The following is a 25636-nucleotide window of genomic DNA, read 5'->3' on the forward strand; positions in this document are numbered from 1 at the left end:
ATCAGATTATATAAAACGTACTACTCAGGTCTTTTATATAACTATATTTACTATCTTATTTGGTACAGCATATACAGTGCGAACTTTGCTTTGATCGATCTTACTGGACACAGAGTCTATCGCTATTTTCTTCAATTCTTCTTGAGGTAAGTTAATTGCCACCTTGATTGTTGTACGTAATTTTCCATTGATTTGCACTGCTATAGTTACCGTATCGTCAACTAATAATGATTCATCAGCTTTTGGCCAAGGTTGACCTCCTATTTCTTGCCATAGGCTTTCAGCTAGATGTGGTATGAATGGTTCGATTACTCTGATTAATATACATATACCTTCATCAATAAGAGATTTTCCAGTTTTTACGTCTATTTCAGCTATTAAATTCGTCATCTCACGAAATTTTGCCACTACACAATTTAATCTGCAGTTTTCCAAGTCATCTGTAAGTCCGTGTAAGAGTTTATGAATTTTTTTTCTGTACTCTAGAAGTCCACCCGTAACACTTTCATTATCATAGTGTATATTTACAGGTCTCAACTGCATGACCATACGCCACAATTTGTTTATATAGCGAGAACAACCTTCCACGCCATCATCGGACCATTCCATATCTTTCTCTGGAGGAGTGTCGGACAACACAAACAAGCGAGCAGTATCAGCACCATACTTTTCTATGATAAAGTTTGGGTCAACTGTATTCTTTTTCGATTTGCTCATTTTTTCAACTTTGCCCACTTGAACTTTTGCACCTCGCGCTATTAATTCTTTTGCTTCTGCGGGAAATAGCCACTTACCATTTTCGTCTTTATAAGTTGCATGGCAGACCATTCCTTGAGTGATTAAAGTAGAGAAAGGCTCTTTAATATCAAAATAGCCACATTTGGTTAAAGCACGGCAGAAAAATCTTGAATAAAGCAAATGCAGAATTGCATGTTCTATTCCACCTATATAATAATCAACAGGCATAAAACGATTACATGCATCTTCGTCTATTGATTTATCTTCACTACAGAATGCAGCAAAATACCAGGAAGATTCAAAAAAGGTGTCAAACGTATCAGTTTCACGCTCTGCTTGCTTTCCGCACTTTGGACAATCAACAAATTTCCAAGTTGGGTGCTTATCCAGCGGATTGCCACCACTTGTAAATTCTACATCTATTGGCAGAACTACTGGAAGATCTTTTTCTGGAACTGGCACAGTTCCACAATCCTTACAATATATAATAGGTATAGGGCATCCCCAATAACGCTGCCTTGAAACTCCCCAATCGTGTAGACGATAGTTTGTTGTTTTCTTACCCATCCCTTTTTCTTCAAGTTTTTTAGTGATTACTTTTTTTGCTTCACTAACCGTCAATCCATTTAAGAATTCAGAGTTGCACATTATTTCGCCGCCAGTGTAGGCTTCTTCTAGAGTCACTATGGCTTGTGCACCCTTTTCACAAATAACAGGAATAACCGGCAAATCGTATTTCTGTGCAAATTCAAAATCACGCTGATCATGCGCAGGGCATCCAAAAATTGCCCCTTCCCCATACTCCATCAATACAAAATTCGCTATGTAAAGTGGCAATTCCTTATCAAGAAATGGATGTTTGACGTTTAATCCGGTGTAAACTCCTATTTTTTCATCATTCTCTCTTTTCGATTTTATTTCCTGGATCCCAGTGTCAAGCACTGGGATGACAACAGAAGAACCATTCTTTAAATCCTGCACAATAGGATGCTCTGCTGCCACTGCACAAAAAGAAGCCCCAAACAAAGTATGAGGATAAGTTGTAAAAACCTTTAATTTCTTATTTAAGCCAACTACTTCAAACTCTATAGTTGCTCCTTCAGATTTTCCTATCCAACGCTCCTGCATTGTTTTGACTTTTTCTGGCCAATTTTTCAAACTTTGCAGGCACTTGAGTAAATCTTCAGCGAAATCAGTAATCTTTAAAAACCATTGGGACAACTTACGTTTTTCAACAACTGCACCTGATCGCCATCCTTTTCCATCAACCACCTGTTCATTTGCAAGCACTGTTTGGTCCACTGGATCCCAGTTAACCCATGACTCTTTTCGATAGGCAAGCCCATGCTTTAAAAAATCCAGGAAAAATTTTTGTTCGTGTTTGTAATAATCAGGCTCACATGTGGAGAGTTCACGCTCCCAATTATAAGAAAGACCTATAGATTTCAACTGTGTACGCATATTATCTATATTCTCTTTTGTCCATGTTTCGGGGCTAATATTGTTGTCCCTTGCTGCATTCTCGGCTGGTAATCCAAACGCATCCCAGCCAATTGGATGCAAAACCTCAAATCCATTAGCTCTCTTGTAACGTGCTATCACATCCCCTATTGCATAGTTACGTAAGTGTCCCATATGAATTTTACCAGATGGATATGGAAACATTTCCAACACGTAACACTTTTCTTGTTTACCACTCTTGCTTACAGAAAAATCCCATTTATCTTGATAAAGTTTTTCAACACTTTTAAAATCATATTTCATATAAATCCAAATTCAATTACAGTTCATGTGCATCAAAGGATCAACCGCTTGGCCATTATGTCGTATTGTGAAACACATCTGTGGATCTTTATCTTGTGTGCTTGATTTACCTGCAGATCCAATTACTTGACCTTGCTTTACTTTATCACCAATTTCAACATGTATGTTTTTTAAATAGGAGTACACAGTCATGTAATTATCTTTGTGTTCCACTATAATTAAATTCCCATACCATCTCAGCCCTTTGCCTACATATATCACTTTGCCGGGTGCAGAGGCAATCACGTTCGTTCCATTTTGAGCAGCAATTTTTATGCCATCCTTACAGGTTTCATCAGAAGAGGTAGCTGAACCTTCAACTGGCATTACAAATTTACAATTTACCTCCACATTTTGTGCATTATTGTTATCTCTGTATATCCTATTTATGATGGCTTTTCTACTTTCTTTTTGCACTGAAGGCTCCCTAATTAAATGGTACTCTCTTGTATATTCCAGATCTCTTTTTCCGTAAAATTCTTCGCCTTTAAGCAGCACAGGTGCAGGTTTTTGCAGGCCACAGCCTACTAATATTGCTAATAACATAAGAAACGAGGCTATATGCCACATTTTAGATATATCAATTTTCACAAGACTCCAAAACCTCAGAGGAACGTAGTGTTTCACGTCTGCTTGTTACTTTCCTCGTTATTTATTTTACTAGTTAAATAGTCCCTCAAATCGGTGAGTTCTTGCAACAAATTCTTTGTGACTTTTATATCATTACCAAATTCTTTTTGCACTCCTTTTATTGTATATCCTTTATCATATAGCATGTATTTTACTTTCTTTATGGCCTCTATACATTTACAATCATATAGCCTTCTTCCTTTACTCTTTGTAGGCTTAATTTGATGAAATTGACCTTCCCAAAATCTCAAAACATGCTGTTCCAAATGTAGCTCTTCAGCTACTTCCCCAATCGTATAAAATAATTTTTCCTTGCTCATTAATTATTGATTGATTTTTTTATAATTTTTGAAGGCCTAAAAGAAACTGAATTTCTTGCCTGAATCATCACTTTCTCCGATGTATTTGGTATATTTCCTGGTCTTTCCTTCTTTTTCTTAACCAAGAATGTTCCAAATGACGATATTTTTACCATTCCATCCTTTACCAAGCTTGTCTTTATTTCGTCCAATATATCATCTATTATCGAAACAGAGTCTTCCTTTGATAATCCTATTTCTTGGTTTATATTTCCAGCTATCGTTGCCTTAGTTACTGTTATGTCTTTTGTTGTAACGTGATCCATTATTGATAAATATTACAATACGTAAATATAATATAGCAATCGACTCGAGATTCAGCTACTTTATTTTTTAGAGTATGTCTCTTTTGTTGCATAATTTAAAATACCGGCAGCTATCAATATCGCAAATATTGCAAAAAGTGCCATTTGATGATCTGTAAAAAGTGCTAACATTGACACTATAACTCCACTGCCAATAAACATAAATCCATTGATAATGGATGATGATGTGCTGATGTATTTTCGTTTCACAATCTCGCTGCCGACAGTAAAATTAAGCATATGCCCTCCCGCAAAAAACCCGAACATTAACATACAAAAGTACACAACGTGGACTGTTAAATGGCTGTATAGTAAAATAATAATTGAGACGCCTTGCAATAAAGCAAAAGCAGAAATTACATGTTTCCTATTTTTAAATAAGTTTGAGATTCGATCTGCAATTGGAGCACTAACCGCAAGACCAAGCCATAGTATTGCAGTTGCTATACCTGACTCCATTGCATTGAGTTCTGAGTTGCCCAGTAACCTTGGAGCCCACAAGGTATTAAGTGCTAAAAATGTTCCAAAAGTAATAGCACCCACCACTGAAGTTATCCAGATATCTCTTAATTTTAGCACTGTTAATATAGAGCACATTACTGTCTTCATAGAGCTTTTTATTGTGCGCTTTTCTGAGCTGCTTTCTGGAAGTGTGTTTGGACAAAAAAGCGTAAGTACAAATATCAACACACCAAATAGTATTATGCATACAATCAGATTTTTCCAATATGCATCTTCGGCAAGCAAGTTAGAGAACAGTATTTGAATTACCAAAGCAGAAAGGCTTGAAATTGTCTGCACTAGTGAAAACATTAGTCCAAATTGGGCAGCGGAAAAACATATGCTACTTGTGTGAGCAGCACCAATAAAACCAAATGATGCTCCAGTTGCAATCAACACTTGAGACAAAATCAAATGGGAGAAATTGTCACTATTAATAAGGACAAAAAACCCCAAGATCATAGTTGATAATGAGAAAAAATAAATTTTTTTACTGGAAAAAACATTAAACGTTGCTCCACTAAAAAATTGTAAGATGGCGAAAGTCCAAGTATATGCTGAATTAGCCAGTGCAACTTGCGCGATTGTAAGTCCAAGTTCCTTTTCAAGATTTACACTTATAAAGGTATAAATTATCTGCATGTTGCTGAATATAACAACCAAGTTACTAATCAGCCAAATGAACCAAGCCTTAGCTCTGCTTTCCATAAGATTTATTTTTATAAGTAATCTATTAGAAATTTAACACTAAGTCTCTTTTTAGGCTATTGTTTCCTGGTTACTATAGCTCACACAGATAAGGTTTACTCTTTTGTCATCCTATGGCTTGACCATAGAATCCAGTCTAAAAAAATCTGGATTCCAGCGTCACGCGCTGGAATCCAGAAAAAAAGAAATATGCATCAGCTACTTTCATTTGCTGCGCCTCAAAAACAAACGTTCATGTAGCCAAGCCATGAATCCAGTATAAAGACCTTTAATCATTGGCTTCGTAGTACTTTTCAACCAACTTATTAAGTAACCTTACACCAAAACCTACTGCTCCTCTTGGACAAATGTCAGTACCTTTTTCGCGCCAAGCAGTGCCTGCGATATCTAAATGTGCCCAGCAAGTTTCATTCACAAAACGCTGTAAAAACTGTGCAGCCATTATGCTATCTCCGCCAGAACCTGCAGGAGCGATGTTTTGAACATCAGCAATCGGTGAATCAATAATTTTGTTATAAGTTTCATTCATAGGAAAACGCCATAACTTCTCATTTACTTCATTTCCTGCATCAATCAGATGGTTTGCTAATTCATCATTATTTGAAAAAAGACCAGCATATTCGTTATTTCCAAGTGCAACCACTATAGCACCAGTTAAAGTTGCAAGATCAATCATAAATTTTGGTGAGAATCTGTCTTGCGTATACCATAAAGCATCTGCAAGTATGAGCCTTCCTTCTGCATCGGTGTTCAACACTTCTATTGTCTGTCCAGACATTGAAGTTACTACATCACTTGGTCTTTGAGCATTACCACCCACTGCATTTTCTGCAAGTGCGACCACACCGATCGCATTTACTTTTGCTTTTCGTCCTGCTAAAGCATGCATCACCCCAACTACAGCAGCAGAGCCTGCCATGTCATATTTCATCGACTCCATACCACGTGAAGGTTTGAGCGATACTCCACCAGTATCAAACGTTATGCCTTTACCAACAAAAGCAATTGGCTTTTGTTCTTTAGAAGCTCCATTCCATTTTATCACTACTAATTTTGGTTCTTTACTACTTCCTTGTGCAACTCCAAGCAAGGCTCCCATTTTTTTCTCTTCCATCTGCTTTTTATCAAGCACCTCGATTTCAAGGCCAAGCTTAGTAAGTTCTTTTTTTATATGATCAGCATAGGATTCTGGATATAGAATGTTAGGAGGCTCTGTTATAAAAGAGCGCGCAAGAAATATACTCTCACCTTCTTGCCTTAAGTGCTCAAATGATCTTTCAGCATTACTTAATTGCTCATCTTTTACTAATACGGTAATCTCCTCTACCTCTGTAATTTTCTCATCCTTTTTAGTTTTATACTTATCAAACTTAAAACTACGCAGAAACGCACCATATGCAACATTTTCTGCACTACCTTCGATTAAAACCGCTGCTTTTTTGATTTTTAATCTGCTTAGCTCACAATATATTTTGCCACCAATATTTAATTCTTTATTTTCATTCCATTCATCCTTCTTACCCAGTCCAACAACTATGACATTTTTTTCTTCTGGCAAAGCAGTAGAGAAAAATTCACCAAAACTTCCATTGAAATCGCTAAATTGCTTTATATTATCTATGACCTGTTTTCCTTGCAAAACTCCGCCATCATTTACGGTTTCGTTGTCTTCAAATAAACCCATTACTATTGTTTTAAAATCGGGCGAAATTTTAGAAATTGTTATTTTCATTGCTGGCATCTCCGTTGCAAATAATTGTAAACTGTATATAAAACATAGCAAAAACATCAGTAAGATATTTTTCATATACATCCTAAGTACAATAACACTCAAGTTTACTATGGACTCCCTTACATGCAAGGGTTTTTTATCTTTTATTAGAGAACTTATTATATCCACCCAAGGTAATGTTAAACGTATAGGTTTTTATGACCTGATCACTGTAAGTAAATGGTGTTATGAGAAGGCTTGCAAGCCCATTACTAACAAAATCTCCAAGAACAGGATCAGCACAATTATCGCAATTATGGTCAGCAAAAAACATTTGCGTTGTGAATTCCGGAAAATCCGGATGTTGAACTAGAAAGTTGATATGTGGAGCTCTATCACCAATTTTACCAGGTGCTATCGTAATAAAATTATAATAGCCAAGATTATTCACTACAAACCTTCCTGATCCAGCAAAATTCGGATCATCCTCTATATTCTTATCGTAATGGTTCACGCCGCGTGAATTCGCGTGCCATATAGAAACTACAGCATTTTGTATTGGTAAACAGTTTATATCAGTAATTCTACCCACTATGTGTATTAATTCTCCTGTTGCACTATTTGGAGAACCAGGTTTCCTTCTTAAATTGTTTGAAGAGCTAAAATTTTTTGGCCTTGCATCAAGGTCATAAATTTCTGGAGTTTCAATGCAGTTGAGCAAAACAGGATCAGCTGCAAATAGCGGCAAACTGAATACCATTTGTACTAAAAACGCTAATAAGATATTTTTCACATTCATTTCATTTATAATAGACTTCTTGCATAACCATATAACAAACTTTTATTGGAAATAGAAACGAAAAAATTCCTTGACACCCTTTGCCAGCCCCCTTATTATGAAACTGAAGCTGTTTATTTATCTTCGCAATCTGTGCAGGTTAATGACAAAGAACTTAGGGTATTTGGCGTCTCATGTTTAATTTTTCGCACTACGTGCATCGCATGTCTTTAAAAATTTTTAGGTTTTTACCTATATAAGCCGAAACGCGCTTACAAAGCGTTTAAGACAGCAAAAAACGTCAAATTGACAAGGGAGAATTTGAATGCTAGCTACTACGGGGTTTCTTTGCCTTTTTTCCTGCTTAGTAAATTTCTTAAACACTTGCGGTGTAGGTTAGTTGCAAGTTAAAAGCAGCTAAATCGCTCTTAATCAAGCGTTTTAGAATAAAAAAAACGCCGATATTTTAGTACATAGTAAATAGCCAACCACCACGGGGCTTCTTTTGCCTTTTTTTTCATTTGGTAAATTTCTTAATGTTTGTGGCTAAACGACAACCGTCATCCCGCTGCTTGTTAGCTGATGAGATACCGCGAATAAATCGCGGTATGACGGTTCGCGGCGGCATGACGATAAGGTTTATACCTTGTCATCCCAGTGCTTGACACTGGGATCCAGTTTTCCATATGATCTCATCGAAAATGTTGTAACCACTTTCTGTGCTAGTTTGCTTGCCCACAAGCAAACTTTCCTGGATTCCAGTGTCAAGCACTGGGATGACATCATAGAGGCACTGGGATGACAGGGGAGGGAGGCTACTTGGATGACACCATTCTTTTTTCCTGGATCCAGACTGGAATGACACCATAGGGGCACTGCCGTCATAAAGGAACCAGTGTCAGCTACTTGAATGACACAGTTTTTGCTTAAACCCGTAACGTTCGTACATTTTGCTAAAAGTTTAAATATCAACATCATGCACGTTGAGTGCATTGCTATTAATAAAATCACGGCGTGGTTCAACTATATCACCCATTAGTATTGAAAATATGGAATCAGCTTCTTCACAATCTTTTATTTCAACCTTCAGTAAAGTTCTAGCCTCAGGATTTAACGTAGTATCCCATAGCTGATCAGCATTCATTTCACCAAGACCTTTAAATCTCTGCAGAGTTAAACCCTTTTTACCATAGTCCATTATTATTTTTGCAAGCGTACTTGGAGAAGTGATTCTTATTTCAGTTTCTTGTGACTTTAAAAATGAATCACCATTAAATAAATTACTTATACCATCAAGCAAACTTAATATGTTTTGCATATCTTTGCCTTCAAGCATACTAAGTGCAAATATATATTTGTCTGCCAATCCTTGAAATAATTTAGAGATGTGAATTTCTTTTTCTTCATCTTTTATTTCCACTTCCCAAGTATATTCGCTGTACATTAACTTCAAATACTTTAATATCTCATCAGCCGATGATAGAGCATTCTTTTTGCTTAAAATTAGCAACGACTCTAAGAGATTTTGTGGTATTTCTCTATCATAATTTTTGCTAATATTAGAAATGCTAACGCATTTATTCAAAATAAGGCGCAAGTCGTTAAATTCTGTAGTTGTACCACTTAGTGTTAATCTTTTAACTGCTGAGTTTATTATATACTCTTCAAAAGTTTCGTCATCTTTAATATAAGTGTCTTTAGCATTCTTTGTAACTTTATAGAGGGGTGGCTGTGCTATGTATAAGTAGCCTTTTTCAATAACTTCACGCATGTGTCTAAAAAAGAAAGTCAGAATCAAAGTTCTGATATGTGAACCATCAACATCTGCATCTGTCATGATGATAATTTTATGATATCTAGCTTTTTCAATATCGAAGTGTTCACTCCCTATTCCAGCACCAATTGCAGTAATTAAAGAGCCTATTTCTGCAGATGAAAAAATACGATCTAAACTTACACGTTCTACGTTTAGAATTTTTCCTCTTAAGGCAAGCACTGCTTGTGTTTTACGATTACGCCCCTGCTTTGCAGTACCACCTGCTGAATTACCCTCTACTATAAATAATTCCGATAACTCAGGAGCTTTTTCCTGACAATCAGCAAGCTTTCCTGGCAAAGTTGCAATATCAATATTGTTTTTGCTTTTAACTAACTCTCGTGCTTTTCTTGCGGCTTCTCTTCCTTTTGCTGACCTAATTGCTCTTTCTACTATGCTTGCCGCCAATTTGGGATCAGTTTCAAGGATTGTGCTCAATTTATCAGAAACTATACTTTCTACAACTGCACGTGCTTCAGAACTAACTAGTTTATCTTTTGTTTGTGAAGAAAACTTAGGATCAGGCATCTTGAGAGATAAAACACAAGTTAAACCTTCTCTAACGTCCTCTCCAGTTAAATTTACTTTTGCTTTCTTTAAAAACCCTTCATTAGTTGCATAGTTATTGATACATCTAGTTAGTGCAGATCTAAATCCTGCCAAATGCGTACCACCATCTCGTTGTCTTATATTATTCGTGAAGCATAACATATGTTCATAGTAGGAATCATTCCATTCCATCGATATTTCCAAGCTGATGCCAAGATCTTCTGCATCTCCTTTCATACTGGCAATTTTAGTTACATGTGTCTTATTCTTATCTAAATACCGCACAAAATTCGCTGTACCAAAATTGTCTTTAGATTGATTGCTCTGATTGAAATGAGATTCTGTATATGGTTCATTGCGCAGATCAAGTAAAGTAATGTCGATATTTGAATTTAAAAATGCTAATTCTCTTATACGACTTTCAAGCGTTGAGTAACTGAAATTAATGCCATTAAAAGTCTCTGTTGATGGCATAAACGTGACTTTAGTTCCTCTTTTGTTTGTATTTTCGTTGACTACCTTTAAAGGTTCAATAGACTCACCATCTTCAAAACGCATAAAGTGTTCTTTCTTATTGCGCCAAATAATTAATTCCAACCAGCTTGATAATGCATTCACAACTGAGATTCCAACACCATGTAATCCCCCAGAAACTTTATAGGTATTACTGTCAAATTTACCACCAGCATGGAGTTGAGTCATTATTACCTCTGCTGCTGATATTCCTTCTTCTTCATGAATGTCAGTTGGAATGCCACGACCATTGTCGGTTACTGATACTGAACCATCTTTATTTATGCTAACTTCAATTTTATCACAATATCCAGCTAAAGATTCATCTATTGCGTTGTCAATAACCTCATATACCATATGGTGCAAGCCAGATCCATCGTCAGTGTCACCAATGTACATACCTGGACGTTTCCTTACAGCATCAAGACCCCTTAAGATTTTTATTGCATCGGCATTATAATTATTTTCCATTAGACTGCTTTATTTATACAAGTTAATTGATGTTACATTCAGATATACTAGTTAGCAACATTTTTAAACTGTGATAACCCATGTTAAAAGCACAACTTTACGAATGTTTATTTTTGAAGACAGCAAATAGTGTCATTCCAATGCGTCTTCCTGGTGAAGATTAAATCATAATGCTCATGCAGTTGCATGCTCGACTAATTAACAGAAAAATCTATAATTCAGTTTACGTATTTTCTTATCTCAACCAAAATCTTATCAGATTGACTTTCGTCTGAATTTAAATCGGCTGCAAAGTGTGTAACGTATTTTCCTCCAGGGCCAATAAGATATATTATCGAAGAATGGTTGATTTCTTCTTCTCCACCAACTTTGCTAGCGTATACTTTATACTTTGCAATTACTTCGTCTATTTTTTCTCTTTCACCAGTTAGCATTTGTATTCTATGGTCAAATTGCTGTTGAAATTCTTTAAGTCTTTCCGTGCTATCGCGCTCAGGATCAACTGTGATGAAGAATGTTTGCAGCTTGTTGTTAGTTTTCTCATCTAACTTTGCAAGTGTTTCTGAAATTATTCCAAGGTTCATAGGGCAAATTCTTTTGCATGAGGAAAACCCAAAGAAAATCATCATGTATTTATCTTTAAAATCACTACTGCGCAGAATCTGTCCGTCCTGATTAATTAAAGAAAAATCTCCGCCTATCTTAACTTCTGCGTTGTGAATCGCTGCTGGGGCAAATATGCCTTTTTTAGTGAAATAACAATAACCTAAAAAAACAACTGCTAATGCTGCTAGCACATTAGATAACAATCTTATAAACCTTACCATTAGAATGCTCTCAGTAAAATTAAATTGTATCTTTATTGGTTAACCTATTCAATATATTTATTCCAAAGTGTATTGTTAATTTTGTCTAACAGTTTCTTATGTTCATCAATTTCTTCACTATTTGGTGAATGTTCTCTGGGAGTTAGATTACGCACTTTATGCTGAACGAATGTGGAGTTACTGTCCTGATTGCATTCATTATCAAACAGAAAGGTTTGTAACCCTCCTGTAAGTTCAACATATACCTTTGCAAGCAATTGAGCATCAACTAGTGCTCCGTGCAATTCTCTATTCTCTAGCGATATATCAAAACGCTTACATAATGCATTCAAAGAAGCAGGTGATCCTGCGAATTTTTTCCTCGCAAGAGGTAATGTATCTAGCACTCTGTCTGAGGAAATTAACCCAGCATTCAGCTTGCTTAACTCCATGTTAAGGAACTTAACATCGAATTCAGCGTTGTGAATTACCAAAATATCATTAGATATAAAGTCAAGAAATTCAAGTGCAACATCTGAAAATAATGGTTTATCTTCTAAAAATTCTTCACTAATACCGTGAATCTTAAACGAGTGATAAGGTATATCTCTTTCTGGGTTAAGGTACCGATGGAATACTTTACCTGTTGGAATGCGGTTAATTAATTCCACACACCCTATTTCAATAATTCGATGACCAGATCCAGTGTCAAGACCTGTTGTTTCAGTGTCAAGTACTATTTCGCGTAGCTTGCTTTCCATTTCAAATAAAACTAATCTTACTTGCCATTTGTCTTATCATTATTTGTCTTTTTATAGTGAATAGAAACAAGCAACCAGCTTGGGTCTGATGAATTAACATTTTTTTTGAATTGCCATACATCCTCAACTTTATTAATGGTGGATGTACTACCTGATATGATATCTCCTTTATTATTCTTAACGAAGTTAATTTGCTCTGAAAGGAAATATACTGCAATAAACACTACATTTTTTACTAGCTTTATTTCTAAAATCTTTTGTGAAACGATAGAAACAATTATAGAGTCGTGTATCTCTTTACGATGTTTAATCTTCTCTACGAAGTTGTTGTATAAATCTTTATCCAAGAGAGATTCTAACTGGGACAGATTTCCTTGATTGAAATATTTTATTATTAATTCAAAAGCTATGCTTGAACCTTCTATAAAGTGGGAAATGGAGAAGTTCTTGTTTTTTTGTAATATTTGTTCATAAGTAGCTTTTATTGAATTTTCATCATTGCTATCAATGTAACCCTCAATGTTTTCTACTACATCTTCTCTACTTCGGCTTACATCCAATACACTAGTTAGGTTTTTTAGGTTGAGGTTGGCTGACCTTCCTAAAGAATTATACAAACGTGAAAAAATGAACGCCGCTAATAAAGCATATATTACAAGCTCTATCATAGTAACTCAACTCCTTGGCATATAAAGTATCCGAACATTATTAATTATTAATGAAAATATGTTTTTCATATCAACTTATAATCAGGTTTGCTATTCGTTTGTAAATGAATATATTATATAAGAAAGTATTAAATATCTCAACTTAATTAAAGGGGACGTAAGAAATGCCACAACAAAAAATGAGAATTCACGGTCAATATGTTAAAGATCTATCGTTTGAGAATCCGAATTCGCCATTCCTTTCTTCTAGTAGAGCTCCCGATATTAATGTAATGGTTAATATCAATTCAGCGAAATTAGAAGGAATGGAAAACAAAGAAGGAGTAAATGAAGAAAAATCTTTCCATGAAATTACTTTGCATATAGAAGTCAGAGCAACGATAAAAGATGAAGATATAAAAGATGGCGTAGCTTTTATTTGTGAGACGAAATATTGTGGTATTTTTTCAATAGAAAATTTAAAAGAGTTGAGTGAGGAAGAGGTAAGACAAGCTTTGTTTATTGGCGGACCTACTTTTCTTTTTCCTTTTGCAAGAGAAATAATTGCAAGAGTTACAAGTAGTGGTGGATTTCCCCCACTGATGCTAGATCCTATAGATTTTGAAACTATGTATGAGCAGCAAGGTCAACAACAAAAAAGTAACGGTAGTAATTCCAATTTTAACTAATACAGTATAATATATAGCTGAAAATAGCTGTGCTACTGAGGTACCAAAGGAGGAAATATCTGAAATGAAGCAGAATATGCGTAATAATTTTGAATGTGATCTATATATTCAGTTGTCATCCAAATGTACTTCATCCTTGTTATCCAGGTGCAAATTATTCTTGTCATCCCAGTGCGTGACACTGGGATCTAGTTCACAACTGTACGAACGTTGCAATGTGACACGATGTTGCATAATAAATGATGTCATTCCAGTGCGTGACGCTGGAATCCAGTTCTTATTATACAGCTATCTGGTGTACTTATTTAAAATTAAGTTTTCTGGATCTCAGTGCCAAAGCACTGGGATGACACCCTTCCTGGCGGAGATTGTTCTCAAATCACAATGTTCGTACAGTTGTGGATCCAGTTTCGTTGTTCAATTTCATCAAAAGTGTTGTATAGCGTGCTTATTTGCAGTCAAATTTTCTGGATCCCAGTGTCTGGGCACTGGGATGACATTGGTGGTTATGCTTACTCTACTGCAACACGGGACGTTCGTACAGTTGTATGTCACGCACTGGAATGACATCATTAGTTGATTTTTCACTTAAAAATGGTTATGCATAATGAATAATTCTTTAAACGCAAAAACGACTTTAAACATTGACGGAAAGTCATACAACTATTTCAGCCTAAGTAGTGCTAGTGAATTTTTAGGAATAGATGTGACTAAATTGCCCTGCTCGCTTAAGGTTCTGCTTGAAAATTTATTGCGCAATGAAGATGGAGTAAACGTAAAGCTGGATGACATAAGAGTACTAGCAGACTGCGTTAATAAACACACTAATCACGAAATTAGCTATAAACCAGCAAGGGTGTTGATGCAAGATTTTACAGGGGTTCCTGCTGTTGTTGATCTAGCTTCAATGCGGAGCTATGTTAAGAAAAATGGAGGAAGCCCGAGCAACATAAATCCTTCTGTACCGGTTGATCTTGTGATTGACCATTCTGTTCAAGTAGATAGTTATGGAAGTGTTTCCGCATTCAGTAAGAATGTTGAGCTAGAAGTAAAAAGAAATTTGGAGAGATATCAATTTTTAAAGTGGGGGGAATCGTCCTTCACAAATTTTAGAGTAGTGCCGCCTGGCACAGGGATTTGCCACCAAGTGAATCTTGAATATTTAGCGCAAGTTGTGTGTAATAATGATGGAGTCATATATCCTGATACTTTAGTTGGTACTGACAGCCATACTACAATGGTTAACGGATTATCAGTTCTTGGTTGGGGTGTTGGAGGCATAGAAGCTGAGTCTGTGATGCTTGGTCAACCAATTAGTATGGTGATTCCAGAAGTAGTTGGATTTAAATTAATTGGCAGATTGTCGGAAGGAGTAACTGCGACTGATTTAGTGCTGACGGTTACCAATATCCTAAGAACAAAAGGCGTTGTTGGTAAGTTTGTAGAATTTTATGGTGATGGTTTAGATTATTTATCTTTGGCAGATAGAGCCACTATAGCAAACATGGCCCCGGAGTATGGCGCAACTTGTGGATTTTTTCCAATTGATCAGAAAACACTCGATTATTTACATTTAACAGGGCGACCAGAAGAGCTGATCAAATTAGTTGAAGTCTATTCAAAAGAGCAGGGATTGTGGCGCAGCAATGACGAATTAGCATTTTTTGACGCACTAGAACTTGATTTATCAAGCGTGAAGCCAGTAATGGCTGGTCCCAAAAGACCACAAGATAAGGTTTTTCTTTCACAAGTGGCAGAGTCTTTTTCTAAATCATTTTCAGTTAATGAGTCAAAGGAAAGCGATAAACTCCAAGATGGAAGTGTAGTTATTGCGGCAATAACAAGCTGCACTAATACTTCTAATCCAAGTGTGATGATTGCTGCAGGTCTTGTAGCTCGTAATGCAATTAAACTTGGATTAAAATCAAAGCCTTGGGTTAAAACTTCTCTTGCTCCAGGGTCACAAGTTGTAACAGAATATTTAGAAAAGTCAGGGTTGCAGGTAGATCTGAATGCTTTGGGCTTTAATCTAGTTGGATATGGTTGCACAACTTGCATTGGGAATTCTGGTCCACTTAATAAAGATATAGAAGATGGCATTAAAAACAAAAACTTAACCGTTGCTGCAGTTTTATCTGGCAATCGTAACTTTGAAGGAAGAATTCATCCGTTAGTTAAAGCTAATTACTTGGCATCTCCGCCACTTGTTGTTGCATATGCACTTGCTGGTACTGTGCAAACTGATTTGACAAAAGATTCAATATGCAAAGATAAGAATGGAAATGATTTCTATCTCAAAGATATATGGCCAACAAACAATGAAATCGAAGATTGTGTTAAAAGTGTGGTAACACGTGAGATGTTCATGCAAAAGTATAAGGATGTTTTTTCTGGTGATGAACATTGGCGAAAGATAAAGTGTGAAAAAAGTGAAATCTATAATTGGGATGCAAACAGCACTTACATACAAGATCCGCCCTATTTTGATAATTTATCACCTAAAAATAATAAAATCGATATAGAAGGTGCACGAATATTGGCAATGTTTGGCGATAGCGTAACCACTGATCACATTTCCCCTGCTGGAAATATTGCCTCAAGTAGTCCTGCAGGTATATATTTAAAAAATCTTGGAATTGAGCCACAGGACTTTAATTCGTATGGGTCTCGTCGTGGTAACCACAATGTAATGATGCGTGGGACTTTTGCTAATATTAGAATAAAAAATGAAATGGTAAGCATCGAAGGCGGCTATACAAAATATATTCCTTCTCAAGAAACTATGTCGATTTTCGATGCAGCAATGCGTTACAAGGAAACTCTCATCATTGTGGCGGGAAAGGAGTATGGCACAGGTTCAAGTAGGGATTGGGCAGCAAAGGGTACTTTCTTGTTGGGGATTAAAGTTGTAGTTGCAGAAAGCTTTGAGCGTATACATAGGTCCAACTTGGTCGGCATGGGTGTTCTTCCACTGATATTCCAAAATGGAATAACCAGAAAGATATTTGATGGTAGCGAGGTAATAAGCATAAAAGGTGAAATAGTGCCGAGTGGAAATCTAGAATGTATCATCAAGAGAAAGGATAATTCAAAGCAATCAATTCAACTCAAATGCTGTGTACAAACCGCAACTGAGACTAAATACTTGATGTGTGGTGGAGTGTTGAGCTACATACTTGCACAATCCTTTTAAAGTTATTGCAGTAAGATTATAGCAGTATTGGAAGTTTATTGTCTGTAAGTTTTAAGTAAATACGCAATTGTATCTGTTCAACAGAGTGGCAAAATAGGTAGACAAGATAAACCAAAAAATCAAGAAGAAGTGAGTTTGTAACAAATGGTGTCATTCCAGTCTGGAATCCAGCTTTTTCATAATCATCAAAACGTTGTATTTTAACATAAAACGGCTACTTTTATGCTTACTAACTTAATAAAATTCCTGGATCCCAGTGTCCGGGCACTGGGATGACACCATTTATTGTAAGGACTTACCTCACATTTACTCTATGATTATCTTTTTAGATCACCTTGTCTACCTTATTCTGCCACTCCGCTGAACGGATACGTTTTTTTGCCTTCAGGCTTATAACTAAAACTACTGTACCACCTAAACAAGCACAAATTGGAATGGTACTAAGAGCATATTGATAAGCATAAAGATCATACAACTTAACTCCATCTTCACTTAAAGTTCCAGACCAAGATAAGTCTAGGATTTTGCCTATCACGGTGTGAAAAAATGAACCGCCTAACATATTTATACTGTTTAAAAATGCTATAGCGATTCCTAAATTCTTTGTTGCTACTAATTCGCTACCTACAGCAAACACTATAACTTGGTAACAGCACGTAATCCCTACAAAGAAAAAGAGACAGGATAGTGCAAATGTGTTATATGTTTTGCTCATTAATAATAATATAAAAGCTAGTATCATACCAAATCCACACATTGTAATAACGGCATAGTTGCCCAATTTTTTGCTGAGCCAGGCTAACAATGGTCCACCAAAAAGCGTACCAAAAAATATAAATGATATAATACCAGCTGCATCACCTTTGTTTAAGTTATAAGCGGTCGTTAAATATGCAACTCCCCAAACATCAGCAAATCCTTCTAATGAGCCTACCATCAGAAAATTAGAAAGGGCCAAACACCAGATCAGTCGAGAAGTAAGAATAGATTTCAAATTACCCATTTTACATTGCTCGCCTGAAGCCATAACTTTTGTGTTTTGTGGTGAACGCAAAGCAAGATATGCTGCAAAACCAATTATTATTGATATTACTCCAAGTGTTAAGGCAACACTTTGCCATTCATGATTTTCTATTAATAAACCTATAGGTTTGCCTCCATAAATTGCACCCATAAGTCCCAAGGTGAATGAAAAACCTATCATCCTTGTATATTGATCTTTAGGAAACCATTCTGAAACTACTTTAGAAACACCTAAAAACCCAGTTGCAGAGCATGCCCCTATCAAAAATCTACTTAATGCTGCTAAGTAGAAATTATTTGTATATGTAAACATTAAAGTAGCAATACCACAAAACATAGCAGACATAAAAACAATATATCGTGCACCAAATCTATCTAGTAAAATTGCAACTGGTATTTGCATTACTGAATAACCATAATAATAAAATGCTGCAAGTACTCCAAAGTGGCTAGCACCTATAGAGAACTGATCCATGATTTGATGCATCATTAGTCCAGGCCAAAGACGTAAGATAAACTGGTATGCAAAAAAAGATAATGGAAAAAACCACATAAAAAATGGCAAACATCTATGTTTAATAGTAAGCATAAAAACCTCACTTTATTAATTATTTAAAAATTTTGACAATAAAAAAGAGTTGTAAAGATATGTACCGGCCTCAGCCGACAATAATGAAAGCAGTAATAATGAAATTAGAATGCTTGTAGTACATCACACTTTAAATTATAAATATAATTCTTATTTCATGCTACTAAGCTTTGCCATAAAGTCAACAACTTTATTTCTGTAATATCGCATTTATGGAAATTTTTTTCAAAAAGGTAGAGATTTTAAGAAAAATTAAAGGAAGGGAGCGTTACTAATTCCTCACAAAACTGCACTTGCGGCTCCCATTTAGGCTTCTTCATCCTAGCCCTTTTGTAAATAACAATTTGCTCTGCGCAAAGTTATGATATAATTTCACCATACATATGGTGTCGGAGTATTTTTTGGAGATAATTATATATGATAAGTTCTATACAAGAACCTAATGAACTCAGAAAACGTTTACAAGGATTTCATCGTACTGATGAGAAAAGTTATGTACGTCGCCTTGTAGAAAAAACAGAGCTTTCGGCTGATTCAAAAAATAGAATTTATAATATAGCAAAACAAGTTATTGAAAAAATCAAACACAATAAATTAAGTATTGTAGATTCCTTTATGCAGCAATACTCGCTTTCCAATGATGAAGGAATAGCATTGATGTGCCTTGCTGAATCGCTACTTAGAATACCAGATGATTATACAATAGACGAAATAATCAAAGATAAAATTGCCAATCAGGAATGGAATAAATATTTAGGGCACTCTTCTTCGTTGTTTGTTAATGCTTCCACATGGAGCTTGATGATAGGTAGCAGTATATTGAGAGATAATGAAGGCGATTCGAAGTTCTATTACGCAATTTCTAAGTTACTTAAGAATTTAGGAGAACCGATCATTCGCAAAGCAGTAAAACAAGCAATGTCTATGCTTGGTAATCATTTTGTTGTTGGAGAAACCATAGAAGAAGCTTTAAGGTACGCAAAACTAGATGACAATAGTAAGTTTTTATACTCTTTTGATATGCTTGGCGAAGCTGCTCACACAACTGAGGATGCAGAAGAGTATTTTAATTCATATATGCATTCAATAAAAGCTATAGGTGAATCCACTGAAATAAATGATTGTTTTAAATCGCATGGAATTTCAATCAAATTGTCTGCATTACATCCACGTTATGAATTCAGCCAATTCGATAATATAGCTGAAGAGTTGAGAGCTAAACTGCTAGAGCTTTGTCATGAAGCAAAAAAATACAACATTTCACTATGTATAGACGCAGAAGAAACAGAAAGGCTTGAAATTTCCTTAATCTTGTTTGAACAATTACGGCTTGATGAATCACTTTCTGAGTGGGAAGGGCTTGGCTTGGCTGTGCAAGCATATCAAAAGCGCGCTTTGTCTGTTCTTGACTTTGTAGAGGATGTTGCTATTCGATCAAATCATAAAATTATGGTGAGGCTTGTAAAAGGTGCATATTGGGATTCAGAAATCAAGCGTACGCAAGAATTGGGATTAAATGATTACTCAATATTTACAAGAAAAAGCTATACTGACGTATCTTACCTCGTGTGTGCACAGAAACTTTTGAGTAAACCAAACAGCTTTTACCCATGCTTTGGAACTCATAACGTCTATACTTTTGCTTCTATCATGGAACTTGCTGATAAAAACCACCCTGGATTTGAATTTCAACGCTTACATGGAATGGCAAAAGACTTATATGATTATGCAATGTCAGAGCTTGCAACAAATGTTAGCTGTCGTGTCTACGCACCCGTTGGGGAACATAGTTACTTGTTGCCTTATCTTATAAGATGCCTTCTTGAAAATGGAGCTAATAGTTCGTTTGTTAATCAAATAAATAATTCTAACGTTAAAATCGATGAGTTAATTTCAGATCCACTGGAAAAAGCTATAAATTTTAATTATGAACCTCATCCAGGCATTCCATTACCACAAGGTATTTTGGGACCAGAAAGAAAAAATTCTTTGGGGATGGATATTAGTGATTCTGTGATAGTCTCACAATTTGCAGATGATATAAGGGGTTTTAGTGAAAAAAAGTGGCAAGTTGGACCAATAATTGATGGAAAGGCACTATTTGATAGTGCTGAATTTATCGAAGTAGTGAATCCTGCACATTTGGAAAATATAATTGGAGAAGTGTCAAGTGCAACAAGCGATCAAGCTTTAAACGCTCTTGAAATAGCACATAGTGCTTTTACTAAGTGGCAGAATGTTTCAGCAGTAGAGCGCGCTAAATACCTCGAAAAAGCTGCAGATTTGCTTGAGGAAAGGATGAAAGAGTTAATTTACATTCTGATTGTGGAAGCAGGAAAAATTTTATCCGATGCAATAGCAGAAGTAAGGGAAGCAGTTGACTTTCTGCGTTATTATGCAATGATAGCAAAGAATGAACTGAGCGACTGGAAAAAATTGCCAGGGCCAACAGGTGAAGATAACTTCATCTTTTTTGAAGGCAGGGGAGTTTTCTTATGCATATCACCATGGAATTTTCCACTTGCTATTTTTCTTGGGCAGGTTTCAGCTGCACTTGCAGCAGGTAACACGATGCTTGCAAAACCGGCAGAGCAAACGCCGATTATTGCCTATGAAGCTGTTAAGATACTACACGAAGCTGGGATACCAAAAAATGTGTTACACCTCATTCCTGGGGATGGTGAATATTTAGGCAAAATATTAGTTCCAGACAATAGAATTGCCGGAGTAGCTTTTACTGGCTCAACACAAACTGCTCAAATAATCAATAAAATGCTTGCAAATAGGGATGGTCCTATCGTGCCACTTATTGCTGAAACAGGAGGGCTCAATGCTATGATTGTTGATAGCTCCGCTCTTTTAGAGCAAGTGGCTATGGATGCTTTGCTTTCTGCGTTTCGTAGCAGTGGTCAACGCTGTTCTGCACTTAGAGTGCTATTTATTCAAGAGGACATAGCAGAGAAGCAGATAAAAATGATATGCGGTGCAGCGCAAGAACTCAAGATTGGTGACCCAATACAACTTAGTACTGATATTGGTCCAATAATTGACAAAGCATCTATCGATATGCTAACTCAACATACGCAAAAAATGTCAGAGGACGAAGATTCAAATCTGTTATTTAAAGTACCCATGGATACAAATTCTCATAATGGTTATTTCTTTCCTCCATATATTTATGAGATACAAAAAATTTCGCAATTAAAGCAAGAAGTATTTGGTCCTATTTTACATATCATACGTTTTAACAAATCACAATTAGATGAAGTTATAAGTGATATAAATAGTACTGGATATGGACTTACGTTTTCTTTGCAGAGTCGTATACAAAGTCAAATTGACACTATAAGTAAAAAAATATCAGTTGGAAATGTCTACATCAACCGTAACCAGATAGGTGCAGCAGTTGGGATACAACCATTTGGTGGTAGAGGACTATCTGGCACTGGGCCAAAAGCTGGTGGTCCTCATTATTTACAGCGTTTTTCTACAGAAAAAGTTGTAAGTGTTAACACTACAGCATTTGGCGGTAACACTACACTTATGTGTTTGGATTAATTTGCAGGCCCTAATTTTTCTTACCCCTAAACTAGACGTTCGTGCAGTTATAGCATTTCTCATAATAGTCCGAACAGGTCATAGGAAGGCAGAATCAACAGCACGACGAAAGGATTCGAATAGAGGAATGTTTTTCCTAGCTCTGTTTTTTATAGCAAACCAATGATGCTCAATTTTGTTGAAATCTGGAGAATACGGCGGCAGATACAAAATTTCTGCACCAACTCCTCTAGCAAGCTTGATAATCTTACCAGACTTATGAAAAGTAGCATTGTCAAGAATGACAGTCTGTCCAGGTTCCAAGATCGGTGTCAAAAATTGCTCAAACCATCCATTAAAAACATCCATATTACAGTGGCCTTCAAAGGTTAATGGAGCAACTATCTTTCTTCTACTTAAGGCTGCAACCATACTGATTCGTTGAGTTTTCTTTCCAGATTTTAGGCCATAAAACCGCTGTCCTTTCTGGCAATACCCATATGGATAGTCCTCTGTGTTATCAATGCCAGACTCATCTATATAAACTAAGTTTTCTGGTTCTTTTGTTGCTATAATTTTTAAGAATTCAGCACGTTTTTCTTCGTTTCTTTCCTTGTATCCATATGTCTTTTTTTGCGCGTAAATCCAATTTTTCTGAGAGCTCGGTGGATCGTTTGGATACTAACGTTGCCCCAAAGTTTAGCCATTTCCGACAGAGTCTTTCCTCCGTTTTCTCTGGCAAATTTAGCAAAGGCATCCCAGTCGGTAATTTTGTGATTGTAACCTCCATTTCCAAGTTTTTTTGATTGAAAGTCTCCTGTTTCTTTTCTTCTTTGCTGCCACTCCCATAAAGTAGTTCGTCCAATTTTAAATCTTGCTGCCACTGTTTCTCTGCTTCCTCCCTCCTCTAGCGCTTCCATTGCTTTTTTCCTTAAGTCATAACTATATGCTGCTGGCACTCAACCTCCTTATCATCGTCTATCCTTATCTTATCACATCCGGACTTCTATGAAAAGAGCTATACATAAATCAACAAACAAATTGCCAATGGTGCCTGTTGTTCCATTTGGTTCAAACTCGGATACAATTTCCTCAGAGCTGGGTAATCTCATACCAGAACCATCTGCTGCAATAAGTCTATAGCCTCTCCAACTCAGGTTCATCCTGATAAGCTGTTTGGATGCTTAAATTCTTGAAAGCCTGTATTTATACCTTTCTTGAGATCATGTACAGGTTCTAAGATAAGATCTTTTCCTTTTTGCATGCCTCACCTAAAAAAGGCACATTTTAAACTTTTTTGTTGAAATAAAATAGAAACAAAAGTGCTGTTTCTTGCACTCTTTGGATAATTTAATGATAAAAAATTTAGAGAGAAATTTTATACACTATCGCTGATATTTTTCCTTAAGTTGACGCCATTGCCTGAACGGATACATGACAAATCTGTCGTTTATCAAATCGTCGGTAAGCCTAAGCTACTTTAGTTATAGGTATTAAGCACGATAAAGAAAATCATTTATAATCGCTATAGCAACTAGTGTAGACACTTGACGTTCCTTGTGATTTGATAAATAGAGGCTTTTATCTGACTTCACAACAAGGGCTTCTGGATGACTTTGAAAGTGAACATTACCATGCTTATCTTCAATAGCCTCTATTACCCCCTCACTGGAAAATGCTGCAACTTTATATCCAAGTGACTCCAATTTTCTTCTATTTTCTGGCGTATTACTTACTACTTTTGAGAGAGCATAGTTAGCATCTGGAAAATATGTTGAAAACCAACCATTTTCATCAGGTATTAGGAATTTGGCTATCACTTCTGCTAAACGACTATTTGGAACAATCTTTATCTGTTGTAAAGGCACATCTTCCTGCTTTGGATTAAGCGCTGACATTAAATGGGTCTTTTGCTGTCTTTCATAACCCGCTACTTCAATTCCTTTTGCACGCATAATGTCTTGTAACCCACCACATATGCCAAGTAAATGAATTGCAGGATTGTCATCTACTATTTTTACAATTGCTTTAGTAGCAAGATCGTTGTAAAAATCAGCAATGCGAGTTTTTGGCTGATGAAGATCATTTAGAATAAATATTCTATTTATCTTTTGCTCTTTAATGAATCGTGCAACTTCAATTTTTATTCGGTCTAGTGCTAGCGCCAACACTTCATCTTGTTTTGCAAAGATAAGCGACTTTTCTTGGATTCCTGTTAGGTTAATTATTTTATTGTAATCAATGAGTACGGTTTTAACTCCAAAATTATTGAATATCTCATAAATTTGAGATACCTCACACCCAAATGCTCCTTCCTTTTTCAATAAACCAACAACTATGTCATTATTTACTGTATTTTCTGCCGTCAAGACAGTTGACGCTGGTTCTTCTTTTCTGGTTACATGTTGAGATGCCGGTTTTTCACTAACGCCAGCATAAGTAATATTACTTAATAATAGAACTATAATTAATAAGATGTTAAATACTTTATTGTAATATTTATACACCATAACTTGCCTCTCTAATATTTATATTACGATATAGAGTATTTTATAACAAAAAGGCAAGTTTGCCAAGAAAGAGAAAGTGGCCTGAGCAGGAATCGAACCAGCGACACAAGGATTTTCAGTCCTTTGCTCTACCAACTGAGCTATCAGGCCAACTATATACTTTTATTTTTAGATAAAAAATGTTATTATGTCTATCAAAAGTTTTTAAAGTAGTTTATATAAAAATAAAGGATGAACGTTAATAACAGAACAGGAATCTACCCTGGCACATTTGACCCTATAACTTTTGGGCATATTGACATAATCAAAAGAGCGTGTAAACTAGTCGATAAATTAATAATAGGAGTTGCAGAAAACGTTAATAAGCATACTGCCTTTGACACAAAGCTACGCACAAGCATGGCTGAAAATGAAATCAAAGGACTAGGAATTGATGCAAATGTTATATCTTTTAATGGGTTGCTAGTGAAGTTTGCCAAAGAGCAGAATGCTTCTGTTATTATTAGAGGATTAAGAGCGGTGTCGGATTTTGATTACGAGTTTCAAATGAGTTGGGTAAATTATAAACTTCTTCCTGAAATCGAAACCATATTTCTTCCTGCTTCTGAAGATACTCAATTTATCTCATCAAGTTTTGTAAAGGAAATAGCAAGATTAGGAGAAGATGTTAGCAAATTTGTATCAAAAGGCGTTCAAAGCGAATTGATTAACCTGAATAGGATAAAAAATGGAGAATAGTGCTTGTTGTTTTTTATTTCTGGATAGGTATATTTAATATATAAAATGTTGTAAGCTAAAGGAGTAGCATGTCAAAAGTGAGGGTTAATAATAGAAAAGTTTGTTGTCATGGTGATGAGAATGATGAGGGTTCCGGCCATCCATTAATATATTTAGATATGGGAGAAGAAGAGGAAATAGCCTGCCCTTATTGTGAAAAGACGTTTGTCCATGACTGCACTGTAGAAGCGGTTGGGGAGCTGACTAGGGATGACCTCTAAT

General features: G+C 35.9%; 19 protein-coding genes, 1 tRNA gene and 1 pseudogene. 5 read left to right on the plus strand and 16 right to left on the minus strand.

Annotation, left to right across the window (positions count from 1 at the left end; all coding sequences use genetic code 11):
* Positions 1-33: 33 nt before the first annotated feature.
* The 11 genes from leuS to ABWU71_RS04240 all read right to left on the minus strand — a co-directional run bounded on the left by leuS (position 34) and on the right by ABWU71_RS04240 (position 13117).
* The gene (leuS, locus tag ABWU71_RS04190; RefSeq protein WP_353284097.1) at positions 34-2502 is read right to left on the minus strand and encodes a leucine--tRNA ligase; all 2469 of its coding nucleotides are present in this window, start codon (positions 2500-2502) and stop codon (positions 34-36) included.
* Between the two features lie 12 nt (positions 2503-2514).
* Entirely contained in the window at positions 2515-3111 is a 597-nt protein-coding gene (locus ABWU71_RS04195; protein WP_353284895.1) for a murein hydrolase activator EnvC family protein, read from the minus strand.
* 53 nt (positions 3112-3164) lie between these two features.
* Positions 3165-3491 (minus strand): MerR family transcriptional regulator, encoded by a 327-nt coding sequence (locus tag ABWU71_RS04200; protein WP_353284098.1) that lies wholly within the window; start codon positions 3489-3491, stop codon positions 3165-3167.
* Positions 3491-3796 carry an integration host factor subunit alpha gene (locus ABWU71_RS04205; RefSeq protein WP_353284099.1) on the minus strand — a complete coding sequence of 102 codons (306 nt, stop codon included), beginning with the start codon at positions 3794-3796 and terminating at the stop codon, positions 3491-3493. The genes ABWU71_RS04200 and ABWU71_RS04205 overlap by 1 nt, the downstream gene beginning before the upstream one ends.
* Positions 3797-3856: 60 nt before the next feature.
* Entirely contained in the window at positions 3857-5044 is a 1188-nt protein-coding gene (locus ABWU71_RS04210) for an MFS transporter (protein ID WP_353284100.1), read from the minus strand.
* Between the two features lie 268 nt (positions 5045-5312).
* The gene (locus tag ABWU71_RS04215) at positions 5313-6776 is read right to left on the minus strand and encodes a leucyl aminopeptidase (protein WP_353284896.1); all 1464 of its coding nucleotides are present in this window, start codon (positions 6774-6776) and stop codon (positions 5313-5315) included.
* Between the two features lie 136 nt (positions 6777-6912).
* A complete protein-coding gene (locus ABWU71_RS04220) occupies positions 6913-7554 on the minus strand; it encodes a protocatechuate 3,4-dioxygenase (RefSeq protein ID WP_264703405.1) in 642 nt (213 codons plus the stop codon).
* A 940-nt stretch (positions 7555-8494) separates the two neighbouring features.
* Positions 8495-10882 carry a DNA topoisomerase (ATP-hydrolyzing) subunit B gene (gene gyrB, locus ABWU71_RS04225; RefSeq protein WP_353284101.1) on the minus strand — a complete coding sequence of 796 codons (2388 nt, stop codon included), beginning with the start codon at positions 10880-10882 and terminating at the stop codon, positions 8495-8497.
* A gap of 218 nt (positions 10883-11100) precedes the next feature.
* The gene (locus ABWU71_RS04230; RefSeq protein ID WP_353284102.1) at positions 11101-11709 is read right to left on the minus strand and encodes an SCO family protein; all 609 of its coding nucleotides are present in this window, start codon (positions 11707-11709) and stop codon (positions 11101-11103) included.
* A 44-nt stretch (positions 11710-11753) separates the two neighbouring features.
* The gene (dnaQ, locus tag ABWU71_RS04235) at positions 11754-12449 is read right to left on the minus strand and encodes a DNA polymerase III subunit epsilon (RefSeq protein WP_250295339.1); all 696 of its coding nucleotides are present in this window, start codon (positions 12447-12449) and stop codon (positions 11754-11756) included.
* 17 nt (positions 12450-12466) lie between these two features.
* Entirely contained in the window at positions 12467-13117 is a 651-nt protein-coding gene (locus tag ABWU71_RS04240; RefSeq protein ID WP_353284103.1) for a Tim44/TimA family putative adaptor protein, read from the minus strand.
* A gap of 164 nt (positions 13118-13281) precedes the next feature.
* Here ABWU71_RS04240 and secB point away from each other — a divergent pair, with 164 nt between their 5' ends.
* A complete protein-coding gene (secB, locus tag ABWU71_RS04245; RefSeq protein ID WP_353284104.1) occupies positions 13282-13785 on the plus strand; it encodes a protein-export chaperone SecB in 504 nt (167 codons plus the stop codon).
* Between the two features lie 607 nt (positions 13786-14392).
* Positions 14393-16978, plus strand: a complete 2586-nt coding sequence (acnA, locus tag ABWU71_RS04260) for an aconitate hydratase AcnA (protein WP_353284105.1) — start codon at positions 14393-14395, stop codon at positions 16976-16978.
* Positions 16979-17303: 325 nt separating this feature from the next.
* On the opposite strand, the gene ABWU71_RS04265 is transcribed toward acnA, so the two are convergent.
* Positions 17304-18476, minus strand: a complete 1173-nt coding sequence (locus ABWU71_RS04265; protein WP_353284106.1) for an MFS transporter — start codon at positions 18474-18476, stop codon at positions 17304-17306.
* Positions 18477-19007: 531 nt separating this feature from the next.
* On the opposite strand from ABWU71_RS04265, the gene putA reads away from it, so the two are divergent.
* Positions 19008-22148 carry a bifunctional proline dehydrogenase/L-glutamate gamma-semialdehyde dehydrogenase PutA gene (putA, locus tag ABWU71_RS04270; protein WP_353284107.1) on the plus strand — a complete coding sequence of 1047 codons (3141 nt, stop codon included), beginning with the start codon at positions 19008-19010 and terminating at the stop codon, positions 22146-22148.
* Between the two features lie 78 nt (positions 22149-22226).
* On the opposite strand, the gene ABWU71_RS04275 is transcribed toward putA, so the two are convergent.
* The 4 genes and pseudogenes from ABWU71_RS04275 to ABWU71_RS04290 form a co-directional block, all read right to left on the minus strand.
* Positions 22227-23086 (minus strand): IS630 family transposase gene (locus ABWU71_RS04275; RefSeq protein ID WP_353284108.1). Its coding sequence is split into 2 segments (ribosomal slippage): positions 22227-22762 and positions 22762-23086, totalling 861 coding nucleotides; the frame shifts between segments, so codons are not numbered across the junction.
* Between the two features lie 36 nt (positions 23087-23122).
* A pseudogene (locus tag ABWU71_RS04280) lies at positions 23123-23315 on the minus strand (IS4 family transposase); the annotation flags it as partial.
* 305 nt (positions 23316-23620) lie between these two features.
* Positions 23621-24634 (minus strand): glutamine amidotransferase, encoded by a 1014-nt coding sequence (locus ABWU71_RS04285; protein WP_353284899.1) that lies wholly within the window; start codon positions 24632-24634, stop codon positions 23621-23623.
* Positions 24635-24714: 80 nt separating this feature from the next.
* Positions 24715-24787, minus strand: a tRNA-Phe gene (locus ABWU71_RS04290).
* 81 nt (positions 24788-24868) lie between these two features.
* Here ABWU71_RS04290 and coaD point away from each other — a divergent pair.
* Together coaD and ABWU71_RS04300 are read left to right on the plus strand one after the other, a co-directional pair.
* A complete protein-coding gene (coaD, locus tag ABWU71_RS04295; RefSeq protein WP_353284109.1) occupies positions 24869-25375 on the plus strand; it encodes a pantetheine-phosphate adenylyltransferase in 507 nt (168 codons plus the stop codon).
* A gap of 68 nt (positions 25376-25443) precedes the next feature.
* Positions 25444-25635, plus strand: coding sequence for a zinc-finger domain-containing protein (locus ABWU71_RS04300; protein ID WP_151808017.1), 192 nt, complete (start codon positions 25444-25446; stop codon positions 25633-25635).
* Position 25636: the final 1 nt, after the last annotated feature.

The sequence above is a fragment of the Wolbachia endosymbiont (group A) of Lasioglossum fulvicorne genome, from assembly GCF_964028605.1.
In the GTDB taxonomy this organism is placed as follows: domain Bacteria; phylum Pseudomonadota; class Alphaproteobacteria; order Rickettsiales; family Anaplasmataceae; genus Wolbachia.

What these genes read in the sequence shown, in the direction of transcription:
- ABWU71_RS04215 (WP_353284896.1), bottom strand. Translation starts at nt 6,776, where the DNA reads ATGAAAATAACAATTTCTAAAATTTCGCCCGATTTTAAAACAATAGTA.
- secB (WP_353284104.1), top strand. Translation starts at nt 13,282, where the DNA reads ATGCCACAACAAAAAATGAGAATTCACGGTCAATATGTTAAAGATCTA.
- ABWU71_RS04195 (WP_353284895.1), bottom strand. Translation starts at nt 3,111, where the DNA reads ATGTGGCATATAGCCTCGTTTCTTATGTTATTAGCAATATTAGTAGGC.
- acnA (WP_353284105.1), top strand. Translation starts at nt 14,393, where the DNA reads ATGAATAATTCTTTAAACGCAAAAACGACTTTAAACATTGACGGAAAG.
- ABWU71_RS04220 (WP_264703405.1), bottom strand. Translation starts at nt 7,554, where the DNA reads ATGAATGTGAAAAATATCTTATTAGCGTTTTTAGTACAAATGGTATTC.
- leuS (WP_353284097.1), bottom strand. Translation starts at nt 2,502, where the DNA reads ATGAAATATGATTTTAAAAGTGTTGAAAAACTTTATCAAGATAAATGG.
- ABWU71_RS04230 (WP_353284102.1), bottom strand. Translation starts at nt 11,709, where the DNA reads ATGGTAAGGTTTATAAGATTGTTATCTAATGTGCTAGCAGCATTAGCA.
- ABWU71_RS04300 (WP_151808017.1), top strand. Translation starts at nt 25,444, where the DNA reads ATGTCAAAAGTGAGGGTTAATAATAGAAAAGTTTGTTGTCATGGTGAT.
- ABWU71_RS04265 (WP_353284106.1), bottom strand. Translation starts at nt 18,476, where the DNA reads ATGGATCAGTTCTCTATAGGTGCTAGCCACTTTGGAGTACTTGCAGCA.
- ABWU71_RS04240 (WP_353284103.1), bottom strand. Translation starts at nt 13,117, where the DNA reads ATGATAGAGCTTGTAATATATGCTTTATTAGCGGCGTTCATTTTTTCA.
- putA (WP_353284107.1), top strand. Translation starts at nt 19,008, where the DNA reads ATGATAAGTTCTATACAAGAACCTAATGAACTCAGAAAACGTTTACAA.
- ABWU71_RS04205 (WP_353284099.1), bottom strand. Translation starts at nt 3,796, where the DNA reads ATGGATCACGTTACAACAAAAGACATAACAGTAACTAAGGCAACGATA.
- ABWU71_RS04200 (WP_353284098.1), bottom strand. Translation starts at nt 3,491, where the DNA reads ATGAGCAAGGAAAAATTATTTTATACGATTGGGGAAGTAGCTGAAGAG.
- gyrB (WP_353284101.1), bottom strand. Translation starts at nt 10,882, where the DNA reads ATGGAAAATAATTATAATGCCGATGCAATAAAAATCTTAAGGGGTCTT.
- coaD (WP_353284109.1), top strand. Translation starts at nt 24,869, where the DNA reads ATGAACGTTAATAACAGAACAGGAATCTACCCTGGCACATTTGACCCT.
- ABWU71_RS04210 (WP_353284100.1), bottom strand. Translation starts at nt 5,044, where the DNA reads ATGGAAAGCAGAGCTAAGGCTTGGTTCATTTGGCTGATTAGTAACTTG.
- dnaQ (WP_250295339.1), bottom strand. Translation starts at nt 12,449, where the DNA reads ATGGAAAGCAAGCTACGCGAAATAGTACTTGACACTGAAACAACAGGT.